The sequence below is a fragment of the Nocardia sp. NPDC059177 genome (genome assembly GCF_042755165.1).
Lineage (GTDB): Bacteria > Actinomycetota > Actinomycetes > Mycobacteriales > Mycobacteriaceae > Nocardia.
Genome location: NZ_JBHZBX010000001.1, coordinates 1 through 21,668 on the forward strand (window position 1 = coordinate 1; position 21,668 = coordinate 21,668).

Annotated in this window: 24 protein-coding genes; 4 read left to right on the forward strand and 20 right to left on the reverse strand. The window is 68.7% G+C overall.

Translation table 11 applies throughout. The features are described from left to right. Window positions 1–647: 647 nt before the first annotated feature. Window positions 648–1,757: a 23S rRNA (adenine(2503)-C(2))-methyltransferase RlmN gene (rlmN, locus tag ACFXK0_RS00005; protein WP_379407365.1), complete on the reverse strand. Its 1,110-nt coding sequence runs from the start codon at window positions 1,755–1,757 to the stop codon at window positions 648–650. A 113-nt stretch (window positions 1,758–1,870) separates the two neighbouring features. Between rlmN and ACFXK0_RS00010 the strand changes: the two genes are divergently transcribed. Continuing rightward, entirely contained in the window at window positions 1,871–2,242 is a 372-nt protein-coding gene (locus tag ACFXK0_RS00010) for a lipopolysaccharide assembly LapA domain-containing protein (RefSeq protein WP_379407367.1), read from the forward strand. A 6-nt stretch (window positions 2,243–2,248) separates the two neighbouring features. On the opposite strand, the gene ACFXK0_RS00015 is transcribed toward ACFXK0_RS00010, so the two are convergent. From ACFXK0_RS00015 to rpsB, 5 genes are all read right to left on the reverse strand, one after another. After that, window positions 2,249–3,115, reverse strand: a complete 867-nt coding sequence (locus tag ACFXK0_RS00015) for a phosphatidate cytidylyltransferase (protein ID WP_379408040.1) — start codon at window positions 3,113–3,115, stop codon at window positions 2,249–2,251. Window positions 3,116–3,226: 111 nt separating this feature from the next. After that, window positions 3,227–3,784, reverse strand: coding sequence for a ribosome recycling factor (gene frr / locus ACFXK0_RS00020; RefSeq protein ID WP_379407368.1), 558 nt, complete (start codon window positions 3,782–3,784; stop codon window positions 3,227–3,229). 46 nt (window positions 3,785–3,830) lie between these two features. Continuing rightward, the gene (gene pyrH / locus ACFXK0_RS00025; protein WP_379407370.1) at window positions 3,831–4,559 is read right to left on the reverse strand and encodes a UMP kinase; all 729 of its coding nucleotides are present in this window, start codon (window positions 4,557–4,559) and stop codon (window positions 3,831–3,833) included. Between the two features lie 231 nt (window positions 4,560–4,790). Beyond that, window positions 4,791–5,615: a translation elongation factor Ts gene (gene tsf, locus ACFXK0_RS00030; protein ID WP_379407371.1), complete on the reverse strand. Its 825-nt coding sequence runs from the start codon at window positions 5,613–5,615 to the stop codon at window positions 4,791–4,793. Window positions 5,616–5,864: 249 nt separating this feature from the next. After that, window positions 5,865–6,728 carry a 30S ribosomal protein S2 gene (rpsB, locus tag ACFXK0_RS00035; protein WP_278263866.1) on the reverse strand — a complete coding sequence of 288 codons (864 nt, stop codon included), beginning with the start codon at window positions 6,726–6,728 and terminating at the stop codon, window positions 5,865–5,867. A gap of 419 nt (window positions 6,729–7,147) precedes the next feature. On the opposite strand from rpsB, the gene ACFXK0_RS00040 reads away from it, so the two are divergent. Further along, window positions 7,148–7,990 (forward strand): hypothetical protein, encoded by an 843-nt coding sequence (locus ACFXK0_RS00040; protein ID WP_379407373.1) that lies wholly within the window; start codon window positions 7,148–7,150, stop codon window positions 7,988–7,990. 241 nt (window positions 7,991–8,231) lie between these two features. Here ACFXK0_RS00040 and ACFXK0_RS00045 read toward each other — a convergent pair whose 3' ends face one another. Then, window positions 8,232–8,597 (reverse strand): hypothetical protein, encoded by a 366-nt coding sequence (locus tag ACFXK0_RS00045; RefSeq protein ID WP_379408077.1) that lies wholly within the window; start codon window positions 8,595–8,597, stop codon window positions 8,232–8,234. Here ACFXK0_RS00045 and ACFXK0_RS00050 point away from each other — a divergent pair. Together ACFXK0_RS00050 and ACFXK0_RS00055 are read left to right on the forward strand one after the other, a co-directional pair. Then, window positions 8,524–8,973, forward strand: a complete 450-nt coding sequence (locus ACFXK0_RS00050; RefSeq protein WP_379408042.1) for a M23 family metallopeptidase — start codon at window positions 8,524–8,526, stop codon at window positions 8,971–8,973. The genes ACFXK0_RS00045 and ACFXK0_RS00050 overlap by 74 nt on opposite strands. Before the next feature lie 51 nt (window positions 8,974–9,024). Next, a complete protein-coding gene (locus ACFXK0_RS00055) occupies window positions 9,025–9,537 on the forward strand; it encodes a DUF1990 family protein (protein ID WP_379407374.1) in 513 nt (170 codons plus the stop codon). 314 nt (window positions 9,538–9,851) lie between these two features. Here ACFXK0_RS00055 and ACFXK0_RS00060 read toward each other — a convergent pair whose 3' ends face one another. The 13 genes from ACFXK0_RS00060 to ACFXK0_RS00120 form a co-directional block, all read right to left on the reverse strand. After that, window positions 9,852–10,151: a DUF202 domain-containing protein gene (locus ACFXK0_RS00060; protein WP_379407376.1), complete on the reverse strand. Its 300-nt coding sequence runs from the start codon at window positions 10,149–10,151 to the stop codon at window positions 9,852–9,854. Further along, entirely contained in the window at window positions 10,148–10,513 is a 366-nt protein-coding gene (locus ACFXK0_RS00065; RefSeq protein WP_379407377.1) for a YidH family protein, read from the reverse strand. The genes ACFXK0_RS00060 and ACFXK0_RS00065 overlap by 4 nt, the downstream gene beginning before the upstream one ends. 341 nt (window positions 10,514–10,854) lie before the next feature. Continuing rightward, entirely contained in the window at window positions 10,855–11,778 is a 924-nt protein-coding gene (locus tag ACFXK0_RS00070) for a tyrosine recombinase XerC (RefSeq protein WP_379407379.1), read from the reverse strand. A 138-nt stretch (window positions 11,779–11,916) separates the two neighbouring features. Then, window positions 11,917–13,035 (reverse strand): DNA-processing protein DprA, encoded by a 1,119-nt coding sequence (gene dprA / locus ACFXK0_RS00075; protein ID WP_379407380.1) that lies wholly within the window; start codon window positions 13,033–13,035, stop codon window positions 11,917–11,919. Window positions 13,036–13,165: 130 nt separating this feature from the next. Beyond that, complete coding sequence (locus ACFXK0_RS00080) at window positions 13,166–13,330, reverse strand: hypothetical protein (protein ID WP_379407381.1); 165 nt, start codon at window positions 13,328–13,330, stop codon at window positions 13,166–13,168. A 255-nt stretch (window positions 13,331–13,585) separates the two neighbouring features. Beyond that, the gene (locus tag ACFXK0_RS00085) at window positions 13,586–15,094 is read right to left on the reverse strand and encodes a YifB family Mg chelatase-like AAA ATPase (RefSeq protein WP_379407382.1); all 1,509 of its coding nucleotides are present in this window, start codon (window positions 15,092–15,094) and stop codon (window positions 13,586–13,588) included. After that, window positions 15,094–15,450: a YraN family protein gene (locus tag ACFXK0_RS00090; protein ID WP_379407384.1), complete on the reverse strand. Its 357-nt coding sequence runs from the start codon at window positions 15,448–15,450 to the stop codon at window positions 15,094–15,096. The genes ACFXK0_RS00085 and ACFXK0_RS00090 overlap by 1 nt, the downstream gene beginning before the upstream one ends. 453 nt (window positions 15,451–15,903) lie before the next feature. Further along, window positions 15,904–16,209: a DUF2469 domain-containing protein gene (locus tag ACFXK0_RS00095; RefSeq protein ID WP_011210678.1), complete on the reverse strand. Its 306-nt coding sequence runs from the start codon at window positions 16,207–16,209 to the stop codon at window positions 15,904–15,906. A 48-nt stretch (window positions 16,210–16,257) separates the two neighbouring features. Then, on the reverse strand, window positions 16,258–16,962 hold the full coding sequence (locus tag ACFXK0_RS00100) for a ribonuclease HII (protein ID WP_379407385.1): 705 nt from the start codon (window positions 16,960–16,962) through the stop codon (window positions 16,258–16,260). A 29-nt stretch (window positions 16,963–16,991) separates the two neighbouring features. Continuing rightward, window positions 16,992–17,729, reverse strand: a complete 738-nt coding sequence (lepB, locus tag ACFXK0_RS00105) for a signal peptidase I (RefSeq protein WP_379407387.1) — start codon at window positions 17,727–17,729, stop codon at window positions 16,992–16,994. A 106-nt stretch (window positions 17,730–17,835) separates the two neighbouring features. After that, window positions 17,836–18,177, reverse strand: a complete 342-nt coding sequence (rplS, locus tag ACFXK0_RS00110; protein ID WP_019048201.1) for a 50S ribosomal protein L19 — start codon at window positions 18,175–18,177, stop codon at window positions 17,836–17,838. Window positions 18,178–18,341: 164 nt separating this feature from the next. Then, complete coding sequence (locus tag ACFXK0_RS00115) at window positions 18,342–19,232, reverse strand: hypothetical protein (protein WP_379407388.1); 891 nt, start codon at window positions 19,230–19,232, stop codon at window positions 18,342–18,344. Window positions 19,233–19,253: 21 nt separating this feature from the next. Continuing rightward, window positions 19,254–21,647 (reverse strand): Tex family protein, encoded by a 2,394-nt coding sequence (locus ACFXK0_RS00120; RefSeq protein ID WP_379407389.1) that lies wholly within the window; start codon window positions 21,645–21,647, stop codon window positions 19,254–19,256. Window positions 21,648–21,668 lie beyond the last annotated feature (21 nt).

The following is a 21,668-nucleotide window of genomic DNA, read 5'->3' on the forward strand; positions in this document are numbered from 1 at the left end:
ACAACTCGTCGGGCACCAGCCGCCTCGACAAGGCGTCGGTCACGGCCAACGATTATGCAGCACAAGCGATCACATCACGAAACTCACGACGTGAGACACGGTCTAAGCTGCCGCGTCCTAGATCCGCACTTCGCTATGAATCGACCGTGTCGCCGTAGAAGCTGCCCGGTACTCGCGACTGACCAAGCTCGGACCGAACGGCGTTAAGGAACTGCTCAAACGCACGGCGAGCAGGACCCGACCACGACGCCAATCGTCGTCGCTGAACGCTTCAGCGGAAACGGGCAGCAGCCCATCAGCGACCTCGGCAAAGGCCGCTTCTCGGTGTCCGCGCACCGTCGGCGACCTCTGCCGAACCAGTAGGCGTTCTGGGCTGCGTCCGGATCGGTCGACATACCAGACCCCACATGTGTCGCCTGCAGCACGACCATGCGCTGCCCACCGATCCACGCCAACGACTCGAGGCAATTGCCGACCCAGTCCGAGTCAAGCTGATGCCATTGCCAATACGCCGGGCGAGCGAACTGGCGGTGAACTCGCCATCGCGCAGCCCGGATCGAACATGAAACACACTATGCCGCTTTCGATATCACGACAGCTTTGCGAAATCCCTACCCGCAGATGAAGCCACAGCGCCCTAACAAACATCAGCCCTCTGCTGCGAGTTGCCCACACGCCGCAGCGATCTCCTGGCCGCGGGTGTCGCGCACCGTGCACGACACCCCCTGGGCGATCACGCGGCGCACGAATTCCCGCTCGACCGGTTTCGGGCTGGCGTCCCACTCACTGCCCGGCGTCGGGTTCAGCGGGATCAGATTCACATGCACGAGCGCACCCAGCGCTTTGTGCAGCTTCTTGCCCAGCATGTCCGCCCGCCACGGCTGATCATTCACATCCCGAATCAACGCGTACTCGATCGACACCCGACGCCCGGACTTGTCGGCGTAATACCGTGCCGCATCGAGTACTTCGGCGATCGACCAGCGATTGTTCACCGGCACCAGGGTGTCGCGCAGTTCGTCGTCGGGGGTGTGCAGCGAGACCGCCAGGCGCACCGACATGTCCTCGTCGGCCAGCTTGTGGATCGCGGGCGCGAGACCGACGGTCGAGACCGTCACCGAGCGCTGCGAGATACCCAGACCATCGGGGGCGGGCGAGGTGATCCGGCGGACCGCGTTCACCACCCGCTTGTAGTTGGCCAGCGGCTCGCCCATGCCCATGAACACGATGTTGGACAGCCGGCCGGGACCACCGTGTACCTCGCCGTCGCGCAGCGCGGCGGCCGCGGCGCGCACCTGGTCGACGATCTCGGCGGTGGACAGGTTGCGGTTGAGGCCGGCCTGTCCGGTCGCGCAGAACGGGCAGGCCATGCCGCAGCCGGCCTGACTCGAGATGCATAGGGTGTTGCGGTCGGGGTAGCGCATGAGCACGCTCTCGAGCAGAGTGCCGTCGTGGGCGCGCCAGAGCGTCTTGCGGGTGTCGCCGGAGTCGCAGGCCAGGTGGCGCACTACCGACAGCAGCGGCGGGAACAGTGTTTCGCCGACCTTGTCGCGCACGTCGGCGGGCAGATCGGTCATCTGGGCCGGGTCGGCCTGCAACCTGCCGTAGTACTGGCGGGCCAGCTGGTCGGCCCGGAACTTCGGCAATCCCAGCTCCTGCACCGCAGTCTTGCGCTCGTCCGCGTCGAGATCGGCGAGGTGGCGCGGCGGCATACCGCGACGCGGGGCATCGAAGACGAGGGGCAGGGAGATGGCCATAATGGCACCATTCTCCCAAACGCGGACCGAGCGCCGGTCGGCGGGCCGCCACGCCGGGCGACGTTATCGAGAAGATGCGTGCACCGGCCATAGCCGTCGGCAATGATCGAGACATGTCCACCAACGCAGAATCGGGCGCCACCCCCGCCGCGGGCGAGCCGGTCCCCGAGTACTCCGGCGGCAAGCACCACCGGCCTGCGCCCGGCGATCAGTCCCCCGCCCACCGGCCGGTGCCGGACGCGCTGGTCAAATCGCGCACAGGCTACACCTGGATAGCGCTGCTGGCCGCGGCCGTGCTCGGCATCCTGCTGCTCATCTTCATCATCCAGAATCTCGACCAGGCCCCGGTCCAGCTGTTCTTCTGGGACTTCTCGCTGCCCCTTGGCATCACCGTGCTGCTCTCGGTGATCGTGGGTGCCCTGGTGATGGGCCTGGTCGGTGGCGTGCGCATCCTGCAGCTGCGCCGCGCCGCCAAAAAGCCGTGACCGTGCTCAGAGCAGGGCGCTGAGGACCAGCCAGGACACGAACGCCGAGGGCAGCATCGAGTCGAGCCGGTCCATGATGCCGCCGTGCCCGGGCAGCAGCGTGCCCATGTCCTTGATGCCGAGCTCGCGCTTGATCTGCGATTCGATCAGGTCGCCGACGGTGGCCACGACCACCAGGCCGACGCCGAGCACCACACCGATCATCGAGTTCGCGTCCAGCAGCAGCGTGACGGTCAGCAGACCGCCGATCACGCTGAACACCAGCGAACCGCAGAACCCCTCCCACGACTTCTTCGGGCTGATCGCGGGCACCATCGGATGCCTGCCGAACAGTACCCCGGCGACATAGCCGCCGACATCGGAGCAGACGACCAGGATCATGAACGTCAGCACCCGCAGGTTGCCGTCGGGTTCGAGCAGAAGCAGCGTCGAGAACGCCGCCAGCAGCGGAATCCAGGCCAAGGTGAACACCGTGATCGAGGTGTCGCGCAGGAAGTTCTTCGGTGCCGTGCTCAAGCCGTGGTCGAACAATCGCCACACCATGCAGACCAGCGCCGTCGCCGCGAACGCGCCGACCACGCCGCTCGCGCCCCACGGCCAGCCCAGCCAGAACACCGCCTGGCCGCCGACCAGCAGCGGAATCCGCGGCACCAGCACATCGGCCTCGCGCAGCCGCTTGGTGACCTCCCAGGTGGCGACCGCGACCGCCACTCCGACGACCCCGATGAACACCTTGGGGACGAACAGCAAGATCGCGATCAGCGACAAGCCGAGGCCGAGACCCACCGCCAAGGCCGCGGGCAGATTACGGCCCGCGCGTGACGCCGGTGGCGGCGTGGCCGCGTGCTCGGTCGCCTCGACCGTGTCCGGCATCGGTTCCGGTGCCGCTCCGGTGGCGGCGGCGTCTTCGGCCACGATTGTCCCGTCGCTCAACTCGTCGTTCCGTTCATCCCCCGCACGAGCGGGACTGGCGAGATCTGGCGCTCAGACCTCGAGCAGTTCGGCTTCCTTGTGCTTGACCAGCTCATCGATCTGGCCCACGTACTTGGCGGTGGTCTTGTCGAGCTCCTTCTCGGCGCGCCCGACCTCGTCCTCCCCCGCTTCGCCATCCTTCTGGATCCGGCCCAGTTCGTCCATCGCCTTGCGACGGACGTTGCGAATCGAGACCTTGGCGTCCTCACCCTTGCTCTTGGCCATCTTGACCATCTCGCGGCGGCGTTCCTCGGTGAGCTGCGGCACGGTGATGCGCAGGATGTCACCGTTGTTGGTCGGGTTCACGCCCAGGTCGGAGTTGCGGATCGCGTTCTCGATCGGGCCGAGCTGGCTCTGCTCGTAGGGCTTGATCACGACCATGCGCGGTTCGGGCACGGTGATGCTCGACATCTGGGTGATCGGCGTCGGCGAGCCGTAGTAGTCGACCACGACGCGGGCGAACATGCCCGGGTTGGCGCGGCCGGTGCGGATGGTGCCTAGGTCGTCCTTCGCCACCGAGACGGCCTTCTCCATCTTCTCCTCGGCGTCGAAGAGCGCTTCATCAATCACGACCGGTTCCTCCACAGCGTCATCGTCATCTTCCGCGGTTGCGGGATCAGGACCGAACCAAGGTGCCGATGTTCTCACCGGCGACCGCGCGGGCAATATTGCCCTTGATCAACAGATTGAACACCAGCATCGGCATCTGGTTGTCCATGCACAAGCTGAAGGCCGTCGCGTCGGCGACCTTGAGCCCCTTCTCGATCACTTCCTTGTGTGTGATCTCGGTGAACATGCTCGCGTTCTCATCCACCCGCGGGTCGGCGTCGAACACGCCGTCGACCGCCTTGGCCATCAGCACCACGTCGGCGCCGATCTCGAGCGCGCGCTGGGCGGCGGTGGTGTCGGTGGAGAAGTAGGGCATGCCCATGCCCGCGCCGAAGATCACGACCCGGCCCTTCTCCAGGTGCCGCTTGGCGCGCAGCGGGAGATACGGCTCGGCGACCTGGCCCATGGTGATGGCGGTCTGCACGCGGGTATCGATCCCCTGCTGCTGCAGGAAGTCCTGCAGCGCAAGGCTGTTCATCACGGTGCCGAGCATGCCCATGTAGTCCGAGCGGGCGCGTTCCATCCCGCGCTCCTCGAGCTCGGCGCCGCGGAAGAAGTTGCCGCCACCGATGACGACCGCCACCTGCACCCCGGTCTCGACGATCTCGGCGATCTGCTCGGCGACGGTCTGCACGACATCGGGATCGAGGCCGACCCCGCCGCCACCGAACATCTCCCCACCCAGCTTGAGCAGCACCCGGTTGTATCCAGGGCGTTCGTTACCCGGGTCGGTCATGGGTGTTCGTCTCCTTCGGCGAGGTCGAGATCGGATAGAACTGCGGGCGCGCGAACACGTCGCGGCACAAGGCAGAGCGGCATCCATCCTGCCTTATCCGGTTGCGAGCACCACACAAGACCCCCTTGCGTGCGGCGGCCACCCCGGAACCATGGGCATGGATCCACCGCGGGGCGAGCACGGCAAAACGCCCCCGACGCACAGCGGCATCGGGGGCGTTCTACACGACGGTCAGGACTGGCCGACCTCGAAGCGGGCGAAGCGCTTGACCTTCACGCCTGCCTCTTCCAGCAGCGCCTTGACGGTCTTCTTGGAGTCGGTGACGGCCGACTGCTCGAGCAGCACGACATCCTTGAAGAAGCCGTTGACGCGACCCTCGGTGATCTTCGGGAGGGCGGCCTCGGGCTTGCCCTCCTCACGCGCGGTCTGCTCGGCGATGCGGCGCTCGTTGTCGACGATGTCGGCCGGCACCTCCTCGCGGGTCAGGTACTTGGCCTTGAGCGCGGCGACCTGCATGCCCGCGGCGCGAGCGGCCTCGGCGGCGGCGTCGCCCTCACCCTCGTACTCGACCAGCACGCCGACGGCGGGCGGCAGATCCGAGGCACGCTTGTGCAGGTAGGTGGCGACCGGGCCGTCGAAGGCCACGACGCGACGCAGTTCCAGCTTCTCGCCGATCTTGGCGGCCAGCGCCTGCACGGCCTCGTCGACGGTGCTGTCGGCCAGCTTCAACGCCTTCAGCGACTCCAGGTCGGCCGGCTTGGCCGCGGCGGCCGCGGTGACGATCGCGTCGGCCAGCTCCTGGAACTCGGCGTTCTTGGCGACGAAGTCGGTCTCGGAGTTGATCTCGACCATGACGCCGTCCTTGGCGATGACCAGGCCCTCGGCGGTCGCGCGCTCGGCGCGCTTGCCGACATCCTTGGCGCCCTTGATGCGCAGCACCTCGACGGCCTTGTCGAAATCGCCGTCGGAGTCGGCCAGCGCGTTCTTGCAGTCCATCATGCCGGAGCCGGTGAGCTCCCGGAGCCGCTTCACATCAGCAGCGGTGTAGTTCGCCATCGGGGGCGAGCCTCCTGTGTCTTTGGCGGCTGGCGCCGCGGGTTTCTCGGCCCTGTGGGCCTCGATCTTCCCTCCCGGCGGGTACTCCTTCGTCGCACCCTCTGGTCAGTCCAGATCGAGGCGGCCGAGAAACCGGAAACGACATCTCGGCCGTGGGGCCAGGCAATGGTGTTCGGTGATTACGCCACCTTGCCGACCGCATCTGAACTCAGATGGGCCGGCAAGGTGAACAATCAGCTACCGATCAGCTCAGAAGTCGGCCGGGGTGTGCTGCGCCGGGTCGGCCTTGACCTCGGCAGCGGCCTCGGCGGGCGTCTCGGCAGCGGCCTCGGCGGCCGGGGTCGCCTGAGCCAGCAGCTCCTGCTCCCACTCGGCGAGCGGCTCGCCTGCGCCGGCCTCGGGCTTCGCGTCGCCGGAAGCCTGGCCCGCGCGGGCCTGCACGCCCTCGGCCACCGCGGAGGCGACGACCTTGGTGAGCAGAGCGGCGGAACGGATCGCGTCGTCGTTACCCGGGATCGGGTAGTCGACCAGGTCGGGATCGCAGTTGGTGTCCAGGATCGCGATGACCGGGATGTTCAGCTTGCGCGCCTCGCCGACGGCGATGTGCTCCTTGTTGGTGTCGACGACCCAGATGGCCGAGGGCACCTTGGCCATGTCGCGGATACCACCGAGGGTGCGGTCCAGCTTGGTCATCTCACGCGTGAGCATGAGGATTTCCTTCTTGGTGCGCCCCTCGAAGCCACCGGTCTGCTCCATGGCCTCGAGCTCCTTCAGGCGCTGCAGGCGCTTGTGGACGGTCGAGAAGTTGGTGAGCATGCCACCCAGCCAGCGCTGGTTGACGTAGGGCATCCCGACGCGAGTCGCCTCGGCCGCGATCGACTCCTGGGCCTGCTTCTTGGTGCCGACGAAGAGAACGGTGCCACCGTGGGCGACGGTCTCCTTGACGAACTCGTAGGCCTTGTCGATGTAGGTCAGCGTCTGCTGCAGGTCGATGATGTAGATGCCGTTGCGGTCGGTGAAGATGAACCGCTTCATCTTCGGGTTCCACCGACGAGTCTGGTGCCCGAAGTGCGCGCCGCTGTCGAGCAGCTGCTTCATGGTTACGACAGCCATAGCTCCCGTATCTCTCTTTCGTTGCCGGTTGTCGCGGTCGATCGGCGATCGACTGCCCTGGCGCCACCGAAACCGCCGGACCCGATTCGAGAACCGGGACCAGCCGACGATTTCACTGTTCATCCGCTCGGAGAAACTCGCGCTGACATGCCCTCTCGGAGGTCCGCAGAACGAGCGACGACCGGATGGACGAGCACGGGTGGCGCGCGAAGTCGGTCCGCGTCTCGGCATCAAGATGGTGCTGCCGAGCACAAACCGCTTGTTCAGTCTACGCGGGGCAGTCCCAGGCCCGAAATCGCCCCCTCACGACGACCTGCGGTTCCGGGAGATGAAGTGCGCGATATCCACAATCGGGAAAGTTGTCCACAATCTCCGGACGGCGGTTCCGGGCGGTCGGTCCGGCGCCCAGAGTTGGTGGCATGAACACGTTGACACGAATCCTGATCACCACGATCTCGCTGCTCTGCGCGGTGGGTGTCGCCGGTGCGCCTGCCGCGGCACAGCCGGTCGACCCGGTGCTCGCCGCACCGCCCGAGCCGATCACCGCATCGCCACCCGACGAGCCGTCCGCGGTGCAGACCGCGCCACTCGCCGATGAACCCCTGGTATCGGCCTCCGGTCCCGATACACCCGCTGGCGGCAGCCCGGTCGCCACCGAGCTCGTGGCGCCGGTCCCGCCACTGGCCGACAAACCTCTGGTGTCACCGTCCGGTTCCGGCACGCTGCCTGCCGGCCATCCGGTCGCCACCGAGTTCGTGGCGCCGGTCGCGACACTGCCGGTGCGTCGTTCGCCCGTCGCACAGCAGCCTGCGCCCGAACCAAGTCCTGTGACCCCGAAATGTGGCGTGGGCGCCGATCGCACCGTGCCCGCCCCGCTGCCGTCGAGTCACACCGAGATCCGGATGGTTCGGCGGGTGCCGTGTCCTGGCTCGATGGGCACCCGACCGGGATCGCCGGTGGAGGCGATCCCCGCCGGAACGGTGCCACAGCTCGTCCTCCTGCCCGCTCCTGTCCCGGTGCGGATCTCGGTCGTGGACCTCGCCGACGTCCCGCTGAAAACCCTCGCCGGGGAAGGTCAGCGACCCGCCGGGCGTGCAGGGGCGCCAGACCGTGCCGACACACCGCTACCTGCTCGGGTCGAGATCCTGGTGCGAAGCGGCGGTGGAAGTGGTTCGGCATCGGAGTTGCCCGAGGTCCTGCGCGAGATCGTGCAGGCGCTGGCTGCCGAGCACCGTGCCCGGACACCGCGCCCGCATCGGTGAGCCGGTGCCTCGGCCCGGTCGAGCGCGATACGGCGATGCCGGGTGAGCACGGCCATCGATCGGCACACCGCACCGATACGAGGACGAATGTGCCGGACGACAGCAGGTACGACTGTGCAAGCACCGCTACGAGCCTCGGACACCTGCGCGTGGAGCGATCGTTCCCGGAACGGGTGCATACGGCGCGATCAGCGGCTCAGCACAGGCACACATCCACACCGGTGCCCGACGCTGTCGAGGCTCAGCCCATGCGCACCCGCTGCGGTATCTCCACCAGCTCGAGGGCCGCGCGAGTGCGACGGCCGATCACTGCTCCGGCGCTGGTTTCGCAAGGGCGCGGCTCGGTCGTCTGCTCGACGCAGGTACGCGCGGCGATCGCGCGCTCGGTGCAGGGGGTGTGAATGCGGGCGGCGGCGGTGAGGACGGCGGGGAAGAGTACGCGCTGGTGGGTGTCGGTGCGCGGTGGCCGAGGCGGGGAGATCGTGGGGGCGGTTGTGTGTCTGCTGGTGGCGGTGGTGGCTGGGGCAGGGGTGGTGTCGGCGGCGGAGATCGGGGAATTCGGGTGGCCGTTGCGGCCGCGGCCGAGTGTGGAGCGGCGGTTCGACAAGCCGGAGCAGAACTGGTTGCCGGGGCATCGAGGGGTTGATCTGGCGGCCGTGGAAGGGCAGGTGGTGTCGGCGGCGGGGGCGGGCATCGTGGTGTTCGCGGGTGAGGTGGCGGGCAAGCCGGTGGTGTCGATCGATCACTCCGGTGGACTGCGCACCACGTATGAACCGGTGGCGGCGCGGGTGACCGTCGGTGCCCGGGTGCGCCGGGGCGAGCCGATCGGCACGGTGGTGGCCGGGCACGAGGGATGCCCGGTGGCCGCGTGTCTGCACTGGGGCGCGCGGCGGGAAGCGGGAGAACACAGCCGGCGGGAGTACGTCGACCCGCTCGGCCTGCTGCACGAGGTTCCGATCCGATTGAAGCCGCTACGGCCCTGATGTGACGATTCCCTCGGGTCCGACCTCGGTCCGGTGGACGAGAATCGGAGGGTGCCCGAGAAATCAGCGCCACTGACCTATCCCGATGTCGGCGCCACCCGCGCCACACTGCCCGCCGGCTATCACCGGTTCCGGCATCACAGGCCGATCGGCCACGGGCGTGATCTGTTCGAGCGCGCCGCGACCCACATCCTCGACTTCGGCATGCAGAAGGGTGTCGGCATCTTCCGGCACGCCGACACCGCCACCGCTGTCCCGGATACCGACCTGACAGTTTTCCTCGGTGTCGGCCCGCTCGGCATCACCGCACCGTGCCGGGTGGTCTATGTCCTCGACGAACCTGATCGCCGCGGATTCGCCTACGGCACCCTGCCCGGACATCCCGAGATCGGCGAGGAACTGTTCGCCGTCGAATACGACCCCGCCGACGACACCGTCTACGGGCTGGTCACCGCCTTCTCACGGCCCGGCGCCTGGTACGTGCGACTGGGTGGACCGATAGTCCGCCTGATCCAGCGCTGGTTCGCCGACCGCTACCTCCGGACCCTCCCCACCGGCACCTGAGATCACCCGATTCGAGAAGTGCCGGGAGAGCGTCGCCCTCGGCGACAACGAGATCGCGGCGCTCACGTACCGGCGAGAGTCGTATTCGACCCGTTGTGCGAATGGTTCCGGCCGCCGCGAGTTCGTAGCGGAAAGCTCTGTTGCACGGGGGTATTCGGCGGCCGTCCTGCACAATCGGGCCCAGGACACGGACTCTGCCCGAGGGCGAATCACTTCTGGACTTCGAGGACTTCGCCGACGGCGTCGACAGCGACGGCGTCTTTCGAGGCTTCGATCGGTGAACCCAGCGGTACGCAGTACTGGTCACCGGCCAGTCAGTCGCCCACGAAGACGCCGAGGATGGCGATCGATGACACTGCCGTGATGGTGAGGGCGGTGGTGGCGACCAGCCGGTGGCCGGAGGCCGTGTGTCCGTGGTGGAGTGCGTGTCCGCGCAGCCAGCCGAGCCAGCTCAGCAGCAGCGCCGCGATGGCGGCGACCAAGGGGAGGATGATGGTCGGCCAGCCGTCGCGGGTGGCCTCGTGGGCGAACAGCAGTGCGCAGCCCGCGGCGCCGAGCGAGGTGCGCCGCCAGGCCAGCGAGGTGCGTTCCATGGCCAGCGTCGGCGCGGTCACGACAGCAGCACCGCCAGGCAGGCGAGCGCGGCGACCGCGGCCACACCGACCGACAGCACCGGCACCAGGATCGTGCCCGGCAGCGGGAGTCCCGCGCGCATGGCCGAGGTGACACGGCGCCAATGCCGGTAGGCACCCGCCGCCACCGCGAATGCCATGACCAGGCAGCTCACCGCGATCACCCCACCGAAGCCGGCCAAGCGCAGCGGCTGGACGAGAGTGTGCACTGCGACGCCACCGGCGAGCAGACCGAGCGCGGTGCGGATCCAAGCCAGGAAGGTGCGTTCGTTGGCAAGCGTGAACCGATAGTCGAGTTCTTCCTCACCGTCATCGGATTCCGCCCCGACCTCAGGCAACGACATCTCCACCACCTCCCACCCCCATCTTGCCGCCAACCCCCCAACTACGAAGCCAACGCGCCGACCGACCGCTCCCATGACGACGACCGCGCGCCCGGCGACCAGCGAAGCACGGGCGAATACCGACGAGGCGCAGGCGATGGCCGCGCGAATGTGGGCGAAACTCGGACAACGCGGGACGAAGGCGACTCGAGGTCCTGCGACGCACAACCGACGCGGCGAAACCAAGACGACATACGGCCAAGCGCGGGCCTGCGCAGCGACGCCAGGCCACGGTGCGGCGACGCGCAGACCACGTGCGGCGAAGCTCGATGGCGGGGTGCCGGGGCAGTCCGTTCAGGTGGTCAGGCTCGGGGGTGGGCTTGGTCGTGGACTCGTTTGAGGCGTTCGACGGAGACGTGGGTGTAGAGCTGGGTCGTCGCCATGCTGGCGTGGCCGAGGAGTTCCTGGACGACGCGCAGGTCGGCGCCACCTTCGAGGAGGTGGGTGGCGGCGGTGTGGCGCAGGCCGTGCGGGCCGATGTCGGGGGCGCCCGGGATCGCGGCGACGACGTCGTGGACGACGGTGCGGGCCTGACGCTGGTCGAGGCGGCGGCCGCGCTGCCCGAGCAACAGGGCGCGGCCGGAGCTGTCGTTGGCCAGCATCGGGCGGCCCGCGCGAAGCCAGGCGTCGAGCGCGGCGTCGGCCGGGCCGCCGAAGGGCACCGAGCGTTCCTTGTTGCCCTTGCCGAGCACCCGGACGAGACGGCGCTCCCGATCCACGTCGTCGACGTCCAGACCGCACAGTTCGCTGACCCGGATCCCGGTGGCATAGAGCAGCTCTACGATCAGCCGGTCGCGCAGTGCCATCGGATCCTGTTGCGCTGCACCCGATTCCGCGGCATTCATCGCCTCGGCCGCATGCGCGCGCCCCAGCACGGCAGGCAGGATCCGATGCGCGGTTGGCGCCTGCAGCCGCAGCCCGGGATCGACCGCGAGCCGGCCGGTCTCGGTCAGCCATGCCGTGAAAGTTCTTGCCGCGGAGGCACGCCGGGACAACGTCGTCCGCGCCGCACCCCCCGCCGCGAGTTCGGCCAGCCACGACCGCAACAAGGCCAGATCCAGTTCCCGCACGGCCGAATCCGCCGACCGCGCATACAGATGCTCCAGCAGCGACCGCACATCACCCAGATAGGCCCGCACGGTATGCACCGAGCGATTCCGCCCCAACCGCAGATACCGCCCGAACTCCGTCACCAGCGCATCCAGATCCTCGGGCAACACATCCATTCCCCCACCGTCACCCCTCGCCCGCCCCCACGCAACCCCCCACGCCGCCGGCCCGTGATCGCGCAACAACCACGTCGACCGCGGACCGGACACCCATCCTGACACCACAGCTGACGCCGAACCCCACCGTGTGACGACTCACCCCGTGCGGCGGCCGCGGGTTCGGAACCATCCGTCGGAATCGCAGCCGACCAGTTCGGCGAGTTCGAGGCCGGGGAGGACGGCTCGGACGGTGGGCAGGTCGAGGCCGGATTGCTGGGCCAGTTCGCGCGGGAGGCGGGAACCGATGGTGGGGAGGGCAGCGTAGACCTCGGCTTCGGCGCCGCGGAGGTGGTCGGCGGGGTCGGTGGCGGGGTCGTCGCCGACGGGGAGGCGCAGGGGGCCCGCTTCGTCGATGATGTCCTCGGCGCGGGTGACCAGCAGGGCTTCGCCGTCTCTGATCATGCGGTGACAGCCGACCGAGGACGCCGAGCCGACGGGGCCGGGGATCGCCATCGCCGGACGACCCAGGCGCCTGGCCCATTTCACGGTGTTGCGGGCGCCGCTGCGCAGCCCGGCTTCGACGACCAGTACACCGTCGCCGAGGGTGGCGATGAGACGGTTGCGGGCCAGGAATCGATGTTTCTGGGCGGTGGTGCCGGGTGGGTATTCGCTGAGGACGAGGCCGGTGTCGGCGATGGCGGCGATCAGGCGGTCATGCTGCGCGGGATACGGGCGGTCGACACCGCAGGCCAGGACGGCGACGGTCGAGCCGCCGACCGTGAGCACGGCGCGGTGGGCGGCCGCGTCGATGCCGAAGGCGGCGCCGGAAACGATGGTCCAGCCTCGTCCGGCCAGGTCCGCGGAGATCTCGTTGGCCACCTGCACGCCGTATCCGCTGCTACAGCGCGAACCGACCACCGCGACAGCCCGTTCGGACGCGGTCGCCAGGGACAGCGGACCGCGTGCCCACAACACCAGGGGAACGGCGCCGTCCCGGTCGCGCTCGGTGTCGAGCTGGTTCAGCCCGAGCATCCGCCACCCGGGCCACTCGTCGTCGTCCGGGGTGATGACCCGGCCACCGAGCCGGTCCATCACCTCCAGATCCTGTGCTGCCGAATCGATCTCACGCCGTGCGGCCACCGGACCCCGCAGCGTCTCCGGCAGCTCGAGTTCCCGGACCGCCCGCGCCGCCTCACACACCCCCACCGAGGTGATCAAGGCCGACAACGGCGCGCACGGCCCCTGCACCACCCGCGACAGATACACCCAGGCCAACCTCCGCTCCTCGACGCTCCCCCGAGCAACCTCCGACCCGCTCACCACAACCCCCTCGCCGAACGTCTTATCCCGGCAGCAGCACGAGCCGGCACCGAACCAGCCGTTCCCTCCCCAGGCACACCACCGGTCATGCGCTCGCCATGCACACCACCAGCCACGCACCCGCCAGACACACCGGCCGTGCGCCCGCCACGCACAGCACCAGCCACGCGCGCGCCGCGCTCACCACCAGCCACGTACTCGCCGGGCGCACCAGCCGTGCGCCCGCCACGCCCACCAGCCACGCATCCACCAGACACACCAGCCGTGCGCCCGCCACGCCCACCCCCAGCCACGCACCCGCCAGACACACCAGCCGTGCACCCGCCACGCCCACCCCCAGCCACGCACCCGCCAGACACACCAGCCGTGCGCTTGCCAGGCACACCGCTAGCCACGCGCTCGCCACGCACAGCCACGCTCTTGCCGGGCACACCGGCCGTTCGCTCGCCAGACACACCACCGGCCATGCGCTCGCCGGGCACACCACCGGCCGACCAGCCCGCCATCACTGCGTGCCCCGCTGCCGGAAGTTCAACGACGACAGCACATCCTGCACCGACGGCAGTTCCCCGCCGCGGAGGTCGCAGACGGTCCAGGCGACGCGGATGGCGCGGTCGGCGCCGCGGGCGGACATCCGGCCCAGGCGCAGGGCGGTCTCGATCGGTGCTATCGACTCGCGGGGCAATCGGAAGCGCTGGCGCAGGATGTGGCCCGGCACTTCGGCATTGGCCTTCCAGCCGTCCGTGCTCCACCGTTCGGCCGCGCGGGCCCTGGCCTGGGCGACGCGGGCCGCCACCGCGGCGCTGGTCTCGGTCTGTTCGTCGCCGAAGGTCGCGCCGGCCTGGCCGTGCATCTGTACCCAGATGTCGATGCGGTCGAGCAGCGGGCCGGACAGTTTGCCGAGGTAGCGGCGGCGGGCCAGCGGCGCGCAGATGCAGTCGACGTCGCGGGCGGGTGCGCACGGGCACGGGTTGGCGGCGAGGACCAGCTGGAATCGGGCGGGGTAGCGGGCGACACCGTCGCGGCGGGCGATGCGCACCTCGCCTTCTTCGAGCGGGGTGCGCAGCGCTTCGAGGACCTTGGTACCGATCTCGGCGCATTCGTCGAGGAACAGCACACCGCGGTGCGCCCGGCTGACAGCGCCGGGACGTGCCATCCCGGACCCGCCGCCGATCATCGCGGTCACCGAGGTGGAGTGATGCGGGGCGACGAACGGAGCCAGGGTGAGCAGGGGCTGCTCGGCGGAGAGCGATCCGGCCATCGAATGGATCGCGGTGACCTCCAGCGACTCCGCCTCCGACAGCGGCGGCAGCAGGCCAGGAAGCCGTTGTGCCAGCATTGTTTTGCCGATCCCCGGCGGCCCGGTGAGCAGGAGATGGTGTCCGCCGGCTGCGGCGACCTCGAGCGCCCAGCGCGCCTCGTCCTGACCGACGACATCACTGAGATCGCCACACGGCCGCTGGGCGCCCGGCACGACGCCGTCGGGTTCCATCAGCGTGCCCTCACCGCGCAGCCAGGCGACCACCGCCCGCAGACTCGGTGCCCCGAGCACCTCGATTCCCTCGACCAGCCCCGCCTCGGCGACCGCTTCCGCGGGCACCACGACCGTGGGCAGTCCGGCATTGCGGGCCGCGATCACCGCGGGCAGTACCCCGCGCACGCGCCGGACCCGGCCGTCGAGCGCCAGCTCGCCCAGCAGTACCGTCTGCACCAGCCGCTCACCCGGCACCGCGCCGGAGGCGTCGAGCACCGCGACCGCGAGCGCCAGGTCATATACGCTCCCGATTTTCGGAAGCGTGGCCGGCGACAGTGCCAGGATGACCCGCCCGTCCGGCCACTTCTCCCCCGTGTTGGCGACCGCCGACCGCACCCGGTTACGCGATTCCTGCAGCGCGGTATCGGGCAGACCGACGAGATTCACCGACGGCAGGCCCTGACCGATATCGGCCTCGATCTCCACCAACTGCCCGTCGACCCCGGTCACCGCAACCGATATCGCCCGTCCGAGGGCCATCAGAAGGCCGCCGTCAGATGGTCGATGACCGGTTTGCACCCGCGCGGGAGCAGCACCGACACCACATCGAACCGGATCCGCCGCCACGGGCCTTCCTGCTGGGCCAGCCACAGCAGCGCCAATCGCCTGATCCGCTGCTGCTTGCGGAAGGTGACCGACTCGGCCGGACTGCCGAACCCCAGCCCCGACCGCGTCTTCACCTCGACGAACACCGTGACCGACGGATCCTGGACGATCAGATCCAGTTCCCCGTACCGGCACCGCCAATTACGCGCGATGATCTCCATGCCGGTCTCGCGCAGATACTGCGCCGCCAGCTTCTCCCCGTATGCGCCGAGCGCCTGTTTGCTTCCCACCCAGCCAACAATGCCGAGCTCCCGCTACCCGTCCCCCAGCACGACCTGCGCAAACAGAAACCCTGTGGATAACCCGAACCCTGTGGATAAACCCCACCTCATCCACGCCAGCCCCACCATCCCCGCACCTGCGGACAACCCCCTGATCCAGCCCACTCACCCCGCACCCGCGTACAACCCCTCATCCACCACATTCACCGCACCCACCCCCGCACCTACGAACAACCCACCACATTCACCGCACCTACGGACACCCACCTCATCCACCCCACTCAGCCCCGCACATCCCGACCTCGAGGAGGGATCGGCCGACGAAGTCGGCCGGTTCGCGGCCGTCCCGTCGATCAGGTGCCGGTGCGTACGCGACGAAGGAGCAAGCACCGGTGCCTGATCGACGGGACCCAAGGGGCCGCGAACTCGAGCGCGCCAGCGCTCAAACAAGCACAGCTCCAACTATTCAGGCAGGCGGAGGTCCGGTTTTTCGAGTTCCTCGATGTTCACGTCCTTGAACGTGATCACCCGGACATGCTTGACGAACCGCGCGGGCCGGTACATGTCCCAGACCCACGCGTCGCTCATCCGCACTTCGAAGTAGACCTCCCCGTCGGCGTTCTGCGGGCGCAGTTCGACGGAATTGGCCAGGTAGAAGCGGCGTTCGGTCTCCACCACGTACGAGAACTGGCCGACGATGTCCTTGTACTCGCGGTACAGGGACAGTTCCATCTCGGTTTCGTACTTCTCGAGGTCCTCAGCACTCATCGGGTGGGACGTCCTCCTGCTAGCAGCGCTGCGTTCATATTGATCACATCATCGCGCATGCGCGGTTCGAGTAGCTACTCGGCTACCGCCCGGCACCTCGAGTTCGCGCACATTCCGCCAGGATCGGCGGTGTTCGGTGCTCGGTCCGAGCTGGCGCAGGGCGGTGGTGTGTTCGGGCGTGTTGTAGCCCTTGTGCGCGGCGAAACCGTAGCCGGGCAGCTGCTCGTCGAGTGCGACCATCATCCGGTCCCTGGTCACTTTGGCCAGGATGCTCGCCGAGGCGATGCAGGCCGCCGTGCCGTCGCCGCCGATGACCGGCAGCGAGGGCGCGGACAGGCCGGGGACCTTGAATCCGTCGGTCAGGATGTAGCCGGGGATGCGCCCGAGCCCGGCGACGGCGCGGCGCATGCCTTCGATATTGGCGACGTGGATGCCGATCGAGTCGATCTCCCAGGCGGGCACCACGACGACGCTCCAGGCCAGCGCCAGCCGCTGAACCACCGGGAACAGCTCCTCACGGGCCGACTCGGTGAGTTTCTTGGAGTCGTCGAGGCCGGACAGCTTGTCGTAGGCCTTGGGCGCCAGCAGGCACGCGGCGACCACCAGCGGCCCGGCGCACGGGCCGCGGCCCGCCTCGTCGACACCGGCTACCGGTCCGAGGCCGCCGCGGATGAGGGCCGCTTCGAGCGTGCGTAGTCCGCCTGCCCGGCGCATCACCACGCGCGGCGGCCAACCGGTCCGATCCTGCCCCACAGTTCGATTGTCCCCGTGTCTCGTCGTTCTCAGTTCTCCTGCGCGTTCTGCGAGCGCACCGGGCCCATCCGGCTCGGCGGCCAGATCTTGAACACGGTCTTGCCGCGCACATTGTCCACCGGCACGGTGCCCTGCAGATCGTCGCTGACGTGGGCGCGCGAATCGGCCGATTCGTTGCGGTTGTCGCCCATCACCCACAGGTTGCCCTCGGGGACCTTCACCGGGCCGAACACCCGGCCCGCCGGGTACACGGCGTTGGGGCGATCGGTGTACCAGGGGTAGTCCTTCTTGATGTAGGGCTCGTCGAGCGGTTTGCCGTCGACCATCACCCGGCCCTGCGGGTCGCAACACTGCACGGTTTGCCCGCCGACCGCGATGACTCGCTTGACCAGGTCGTTCTCGTCGGGCGGGACGAGGCCGAAGTAGGACAGGAAGTTCTGTACACCGCGGATGACGGAGTTGTCGGAGCGGATCGACTTGTAGTGCCCGTTCCAGGACGGCGGCCCGACGAACACGACGACGTCGCCGGGTCCCGGCTCGGAGCCGTAGTAGCTGATCTTCTCCACGTAGATGCGGTCGCCGATCAGCAGCGTGTTCTCCATCGACTGCGACGGGATCACGTAGGGGCGCCCGACGAAAGTGACCATCAACGCGGCGATGACCGCCGCGATCACGATCAGTATCGGCAGCTCCTGCCAGAACGGTCGCTGCTTCTTGTCGGGGCGCTTCTTCCGGCGCCGCCCGCCTTCGTCTCCCGAATCTGACACCGACCCACTTTCGTCTGCCACGCCGAACAGAGTAGCCCGGCGCCCCGACCGAAGTCGGAGCGCCGGGCTACCTGAAATTTCCGAGCTCGCAAGAGCTACCGCAAGATCAGCGCTTTTCCTTGATCTTGGCGGCCTTACCGCGCAGGTCGCGCAGGTAGTACAGCTTGGCGCGACGCACGTCACCGCGGGTCACGACATCGATGTGGTCGATGTTGGGGCTGTGCACCGGGAAGGTGCGCTCGACACCCACACCGAAGGACACCTTGCGGACGGTGAAGGTCTCGCCGATGCCGCCGCCCTGACGCCGGATCACGACGCCCTTGAAGACCTGGATGCGCTCCTTCGAGCCTTCGATGACCTTCACGTGCACGTTCAGGGTGTCGCCCGGACGGAAGTCGGGGACATCGCTACGCAGCGACTTCTCGTCGACGAAATCAAGGGTGTTCATTTTCCACCTTTTCGGATTCTTTGCGCGAACAGAGGAACCTGGCGGCACTCGCGCGCTCGACCGGTTCATGCTCAGAACAGGAGTGCTCTCGGACATGACTCGCCCAAGGCAACCGGTTCATTGTGCCAGACCAGGCGGCCGTCGCCGAAATCGGGCGACGTGGCTCACTCGCCGGCGTCGGTGTCGCCGGTCGCGCCGGGGCGGCGGCGCGGCAGCAGATGCGGGTGCGGCGGCGGCGCGGACGGTGCCGCGACCACGGTGCGGCTGAGTTCGGCCTCGGCCGCGGTACGCGCGTGCTCGATATCGGGTGTGCCCGCGATCAGGTCCTGGATGAAGATCTTCGCGCGGATGACCGGGCGGCGATAGCGCCGTTCCCTGGCGATGGCCCGGTTCATCGTCTTGGGCCGGTTGCCGTAGCGCCAGCGGGCCCAGGGCGCGCCCGGCCTGCTCAGCCGCACCGCGCCGATCAGCAGCAGGGGCGCGAAGAACATACCGAACAGTCCGGTCCAGATCTTGCCCTTGGCGATCACCACCGCGGCCAGCAGCAGGTTCAGCAGCAGTGAGAGGCCGAGGCCGACCCGCACCCAGCCGCCGCGCGACTGCCGGAAGTCGTCGTAGTCGAGGAAGGTCGCGGGCTGCACGCCGAGCAGCAGCAGTCCGGTCACGGCCACCGCGACGAACACCGCGTCGACCGAGGTCCGCCCCTGTTCGGACCAGTACACGTCGCGCAGGTAGAAGATCAGCGCGAACTCGTCGAGGACCAGCGCGGCACCGATCCCGAACAGGGCGGCCAGGACACTCGAGGTGACCTGGGTGGAGTCCTCGGCCGTCGCGATCAGGCCGATGCCCGACAGCAGCACGGTGATCACGCCGAACACCATGTGATGGATGTGGGTGTCGCCGGCTTTGACATTGCCCGGCCACCAGCGGACCTGGGCCCGGATCAGCCGCACGCTGATTCGGATCACCACGAAACCGAGGATGAACCCCAGCAGAAAACAGAGCAGGGGCAGGCGGCCGTGCGCGATCACATCGTCTTCGAGCCACCGTCGCATGCCGCCCGCCCTGTCGTCGTATTACTGACCGAACCCCGCTCGCCGCAGCGCGTCGGCCATCGATCCGGTCGGCGCCGCCGCCGGCTTGCGCTGGTTGCCGCCGCGACCCTGGCCCTGGCCGCGACCCTGTGCTTGCCCACGGTCGCCGCCCTGGCCGCGTCCACCGCCCTGCGGACGGCCCTGACCGCGACCCTGGCCGCGCGCGGCGCCGCCTCCCCGATTGTCCCCCTGCGCGGGCTTGCCCGGCTCGTCATCGAGCCGCAGCGTCAAACCGATCCGCTGCCGGGCGACGTCGACCTCGAGCACCTTGACCTTCACGACGTCGCCGGACTTGACCACTTCGCGCGGATCCTTGACGAAGTTGTGCGACAGCGCCGAGACGTGCACCAGACCGTCCTGGTGCACACCCACGTCGACGAAGGCGCCGAACGCGGCCACATTGGTGACCACGCCCTCGAGCACCATGCCGGGCTTCAAATCGGCGACTTTCTCGATGCCCGCGGCGAATTCGGCGGTCTTGAACTCCGGGCGCGGGTCGCGGCCGGGCTTCTCCAGCTCCGCGATGATGTCGCTGACGGTCGGCACACCGAACTTCTCGTCGGTGAAGTCGGCCGGTTTCAGCGCGCGCAGGGTGCCGGTGTTGCCGATGATCTCGGCCATCGGGCGGCCGGTGGTCTCCAGGATGCGGCGCACCACCGGGTAGGCCTCGGGGTGCACGGCCGAGGTGTCGAGGGGGTCCTCACCGCCGCGGATGCGCAGGAAGCCGGCGCACTGTTCGAAGGCCTTCGGGCCCAGGCGCGGCACCTCCAGCAGCGCGGTGCGGCTGCGGAACGGGCCGTGCTGGTCGCGGTGGGCGACAATGCTTTCCGCGACCGACCCGGACACGCCGGACACCCGCGAGAGCAGCGGCACCGAGGCGGTGTTCACGTCGACGCCGACCGCGTTCACCGCGTCCTCGACGACGGCGCCCAGCGAGCGGGCCAGCAGCGTCTCGGACACGTCGTGCTGGTACTGGCCCACGCCGATCGACTTGGGGTCGATCTTCACCAGCTCGGCCAGCGGGTCCTGCAGGCGCCGGGCGATGGAGACCGCGCCGCGCAGCGAGACGTCCATGTCGGGCAGTTCGGCCGAGGCGTAGGCCGAGGCGGAGTACACCGACGCGCCCGCTTCCGACACCACGATCTTGGTCGGCTTGTTCTCGGGGATGCGGGCGATGAGTTCGGTGGCCAGTGCGTCGGTTTCGCGCGAGGCGGTGCCGTTGCCGATGGCGATGAGTTCGACACCGAAGCGGGCCACCAGCGCGCCGAGCACGGCCAGGGATTTCTCGGTCTGGCCCTGCGGCTTGTGCGGGTAGATGACCTCGGTCGCGACGGCCTTGCCGGTGGCGTCGACGACGGCGACCTTGACACCGGTGCGGTAGCCCGGATCGAGGCCCATCGTGGTGCGGGTGCCTGCGGGCGCGGCCAGCAGCAGGTCGCGCAGGTTGGCGGCGAACACGTCGACCGCGTCCTTCTCGGCGGCTTGACGCAACCGCATCCTGGTGTCGATCCCCAGGCTGACCTGCAGTTTGGTCCGCCAGGCCCAGCGCACGGTGTCGAGCAGCCAGGAATCGGCCGGGCGGCCCTGATCGGCGATTCCGAAGGCGACCGCGATCCGGCCTTCGTAGACGGTGCGTTCGCCCGGTGCGGGCTCCTCGGTGTCGGGCTCGAGGTGCAGGGTGAGCACGTCTTCCTTCTCCCCGCGCAGCAGCGCCAGGATCCGGTGCGAGGGCAGTTTGTGGAAGGGCTCGCTGAACTCGAAGTAGTCGGCGAACTTCGCGCCTGCCTCCTCCTTGCCCGCGCGCACCGTGGAGCTGACCTGGCCGCGATTCCACATCAGTTCGCGCAGTTCACCGACGAGATCGGCGTCCTCGGCGAACCGTTCGACGAGGATCGCGCGGGCGCCGTCGAGCTGTTCGGCGGTGTAGCCGGCCGGGTCGGTACCCGGGTCGCCGATCAGCGCGTCGGCGACGGGCTCATGGCCGGCCTCGCGCGCGATCTGGGCTTTGGTGCGGCGCTTGGGCTTGTAGGGCAGGTAGATGTCTTCGAGGCGGGCCTTGGTCTCGGCGAGCATGATCTGGCCGTGCAGAGCGGGATCGAGTTTGCCCTGGCCACGGATGGATTCGATGATCGCGCCACGGCGCTCGTCGAGCTCGCGCAGGTAACCGAGACGTTCCTCGAGCTGCCGCAGCTGGGCGTCGTCGAGGCCGTCGGTGACCTCCTTGCGGTAGCGCGCGATGAACGGGACCGTCGAACCGCTGTCGAGCAGTTCGACGGCGGCGCGGACCTGGGTCTCGCGCACCCCCAGTTCGTCCGCGATCCGCCTGCCCACGCTGGCCAGGGTGGTCGTGCTTGCAGTCTCGGGCGCTGTCGTCACGACCGCAGAGACTACAGCTCC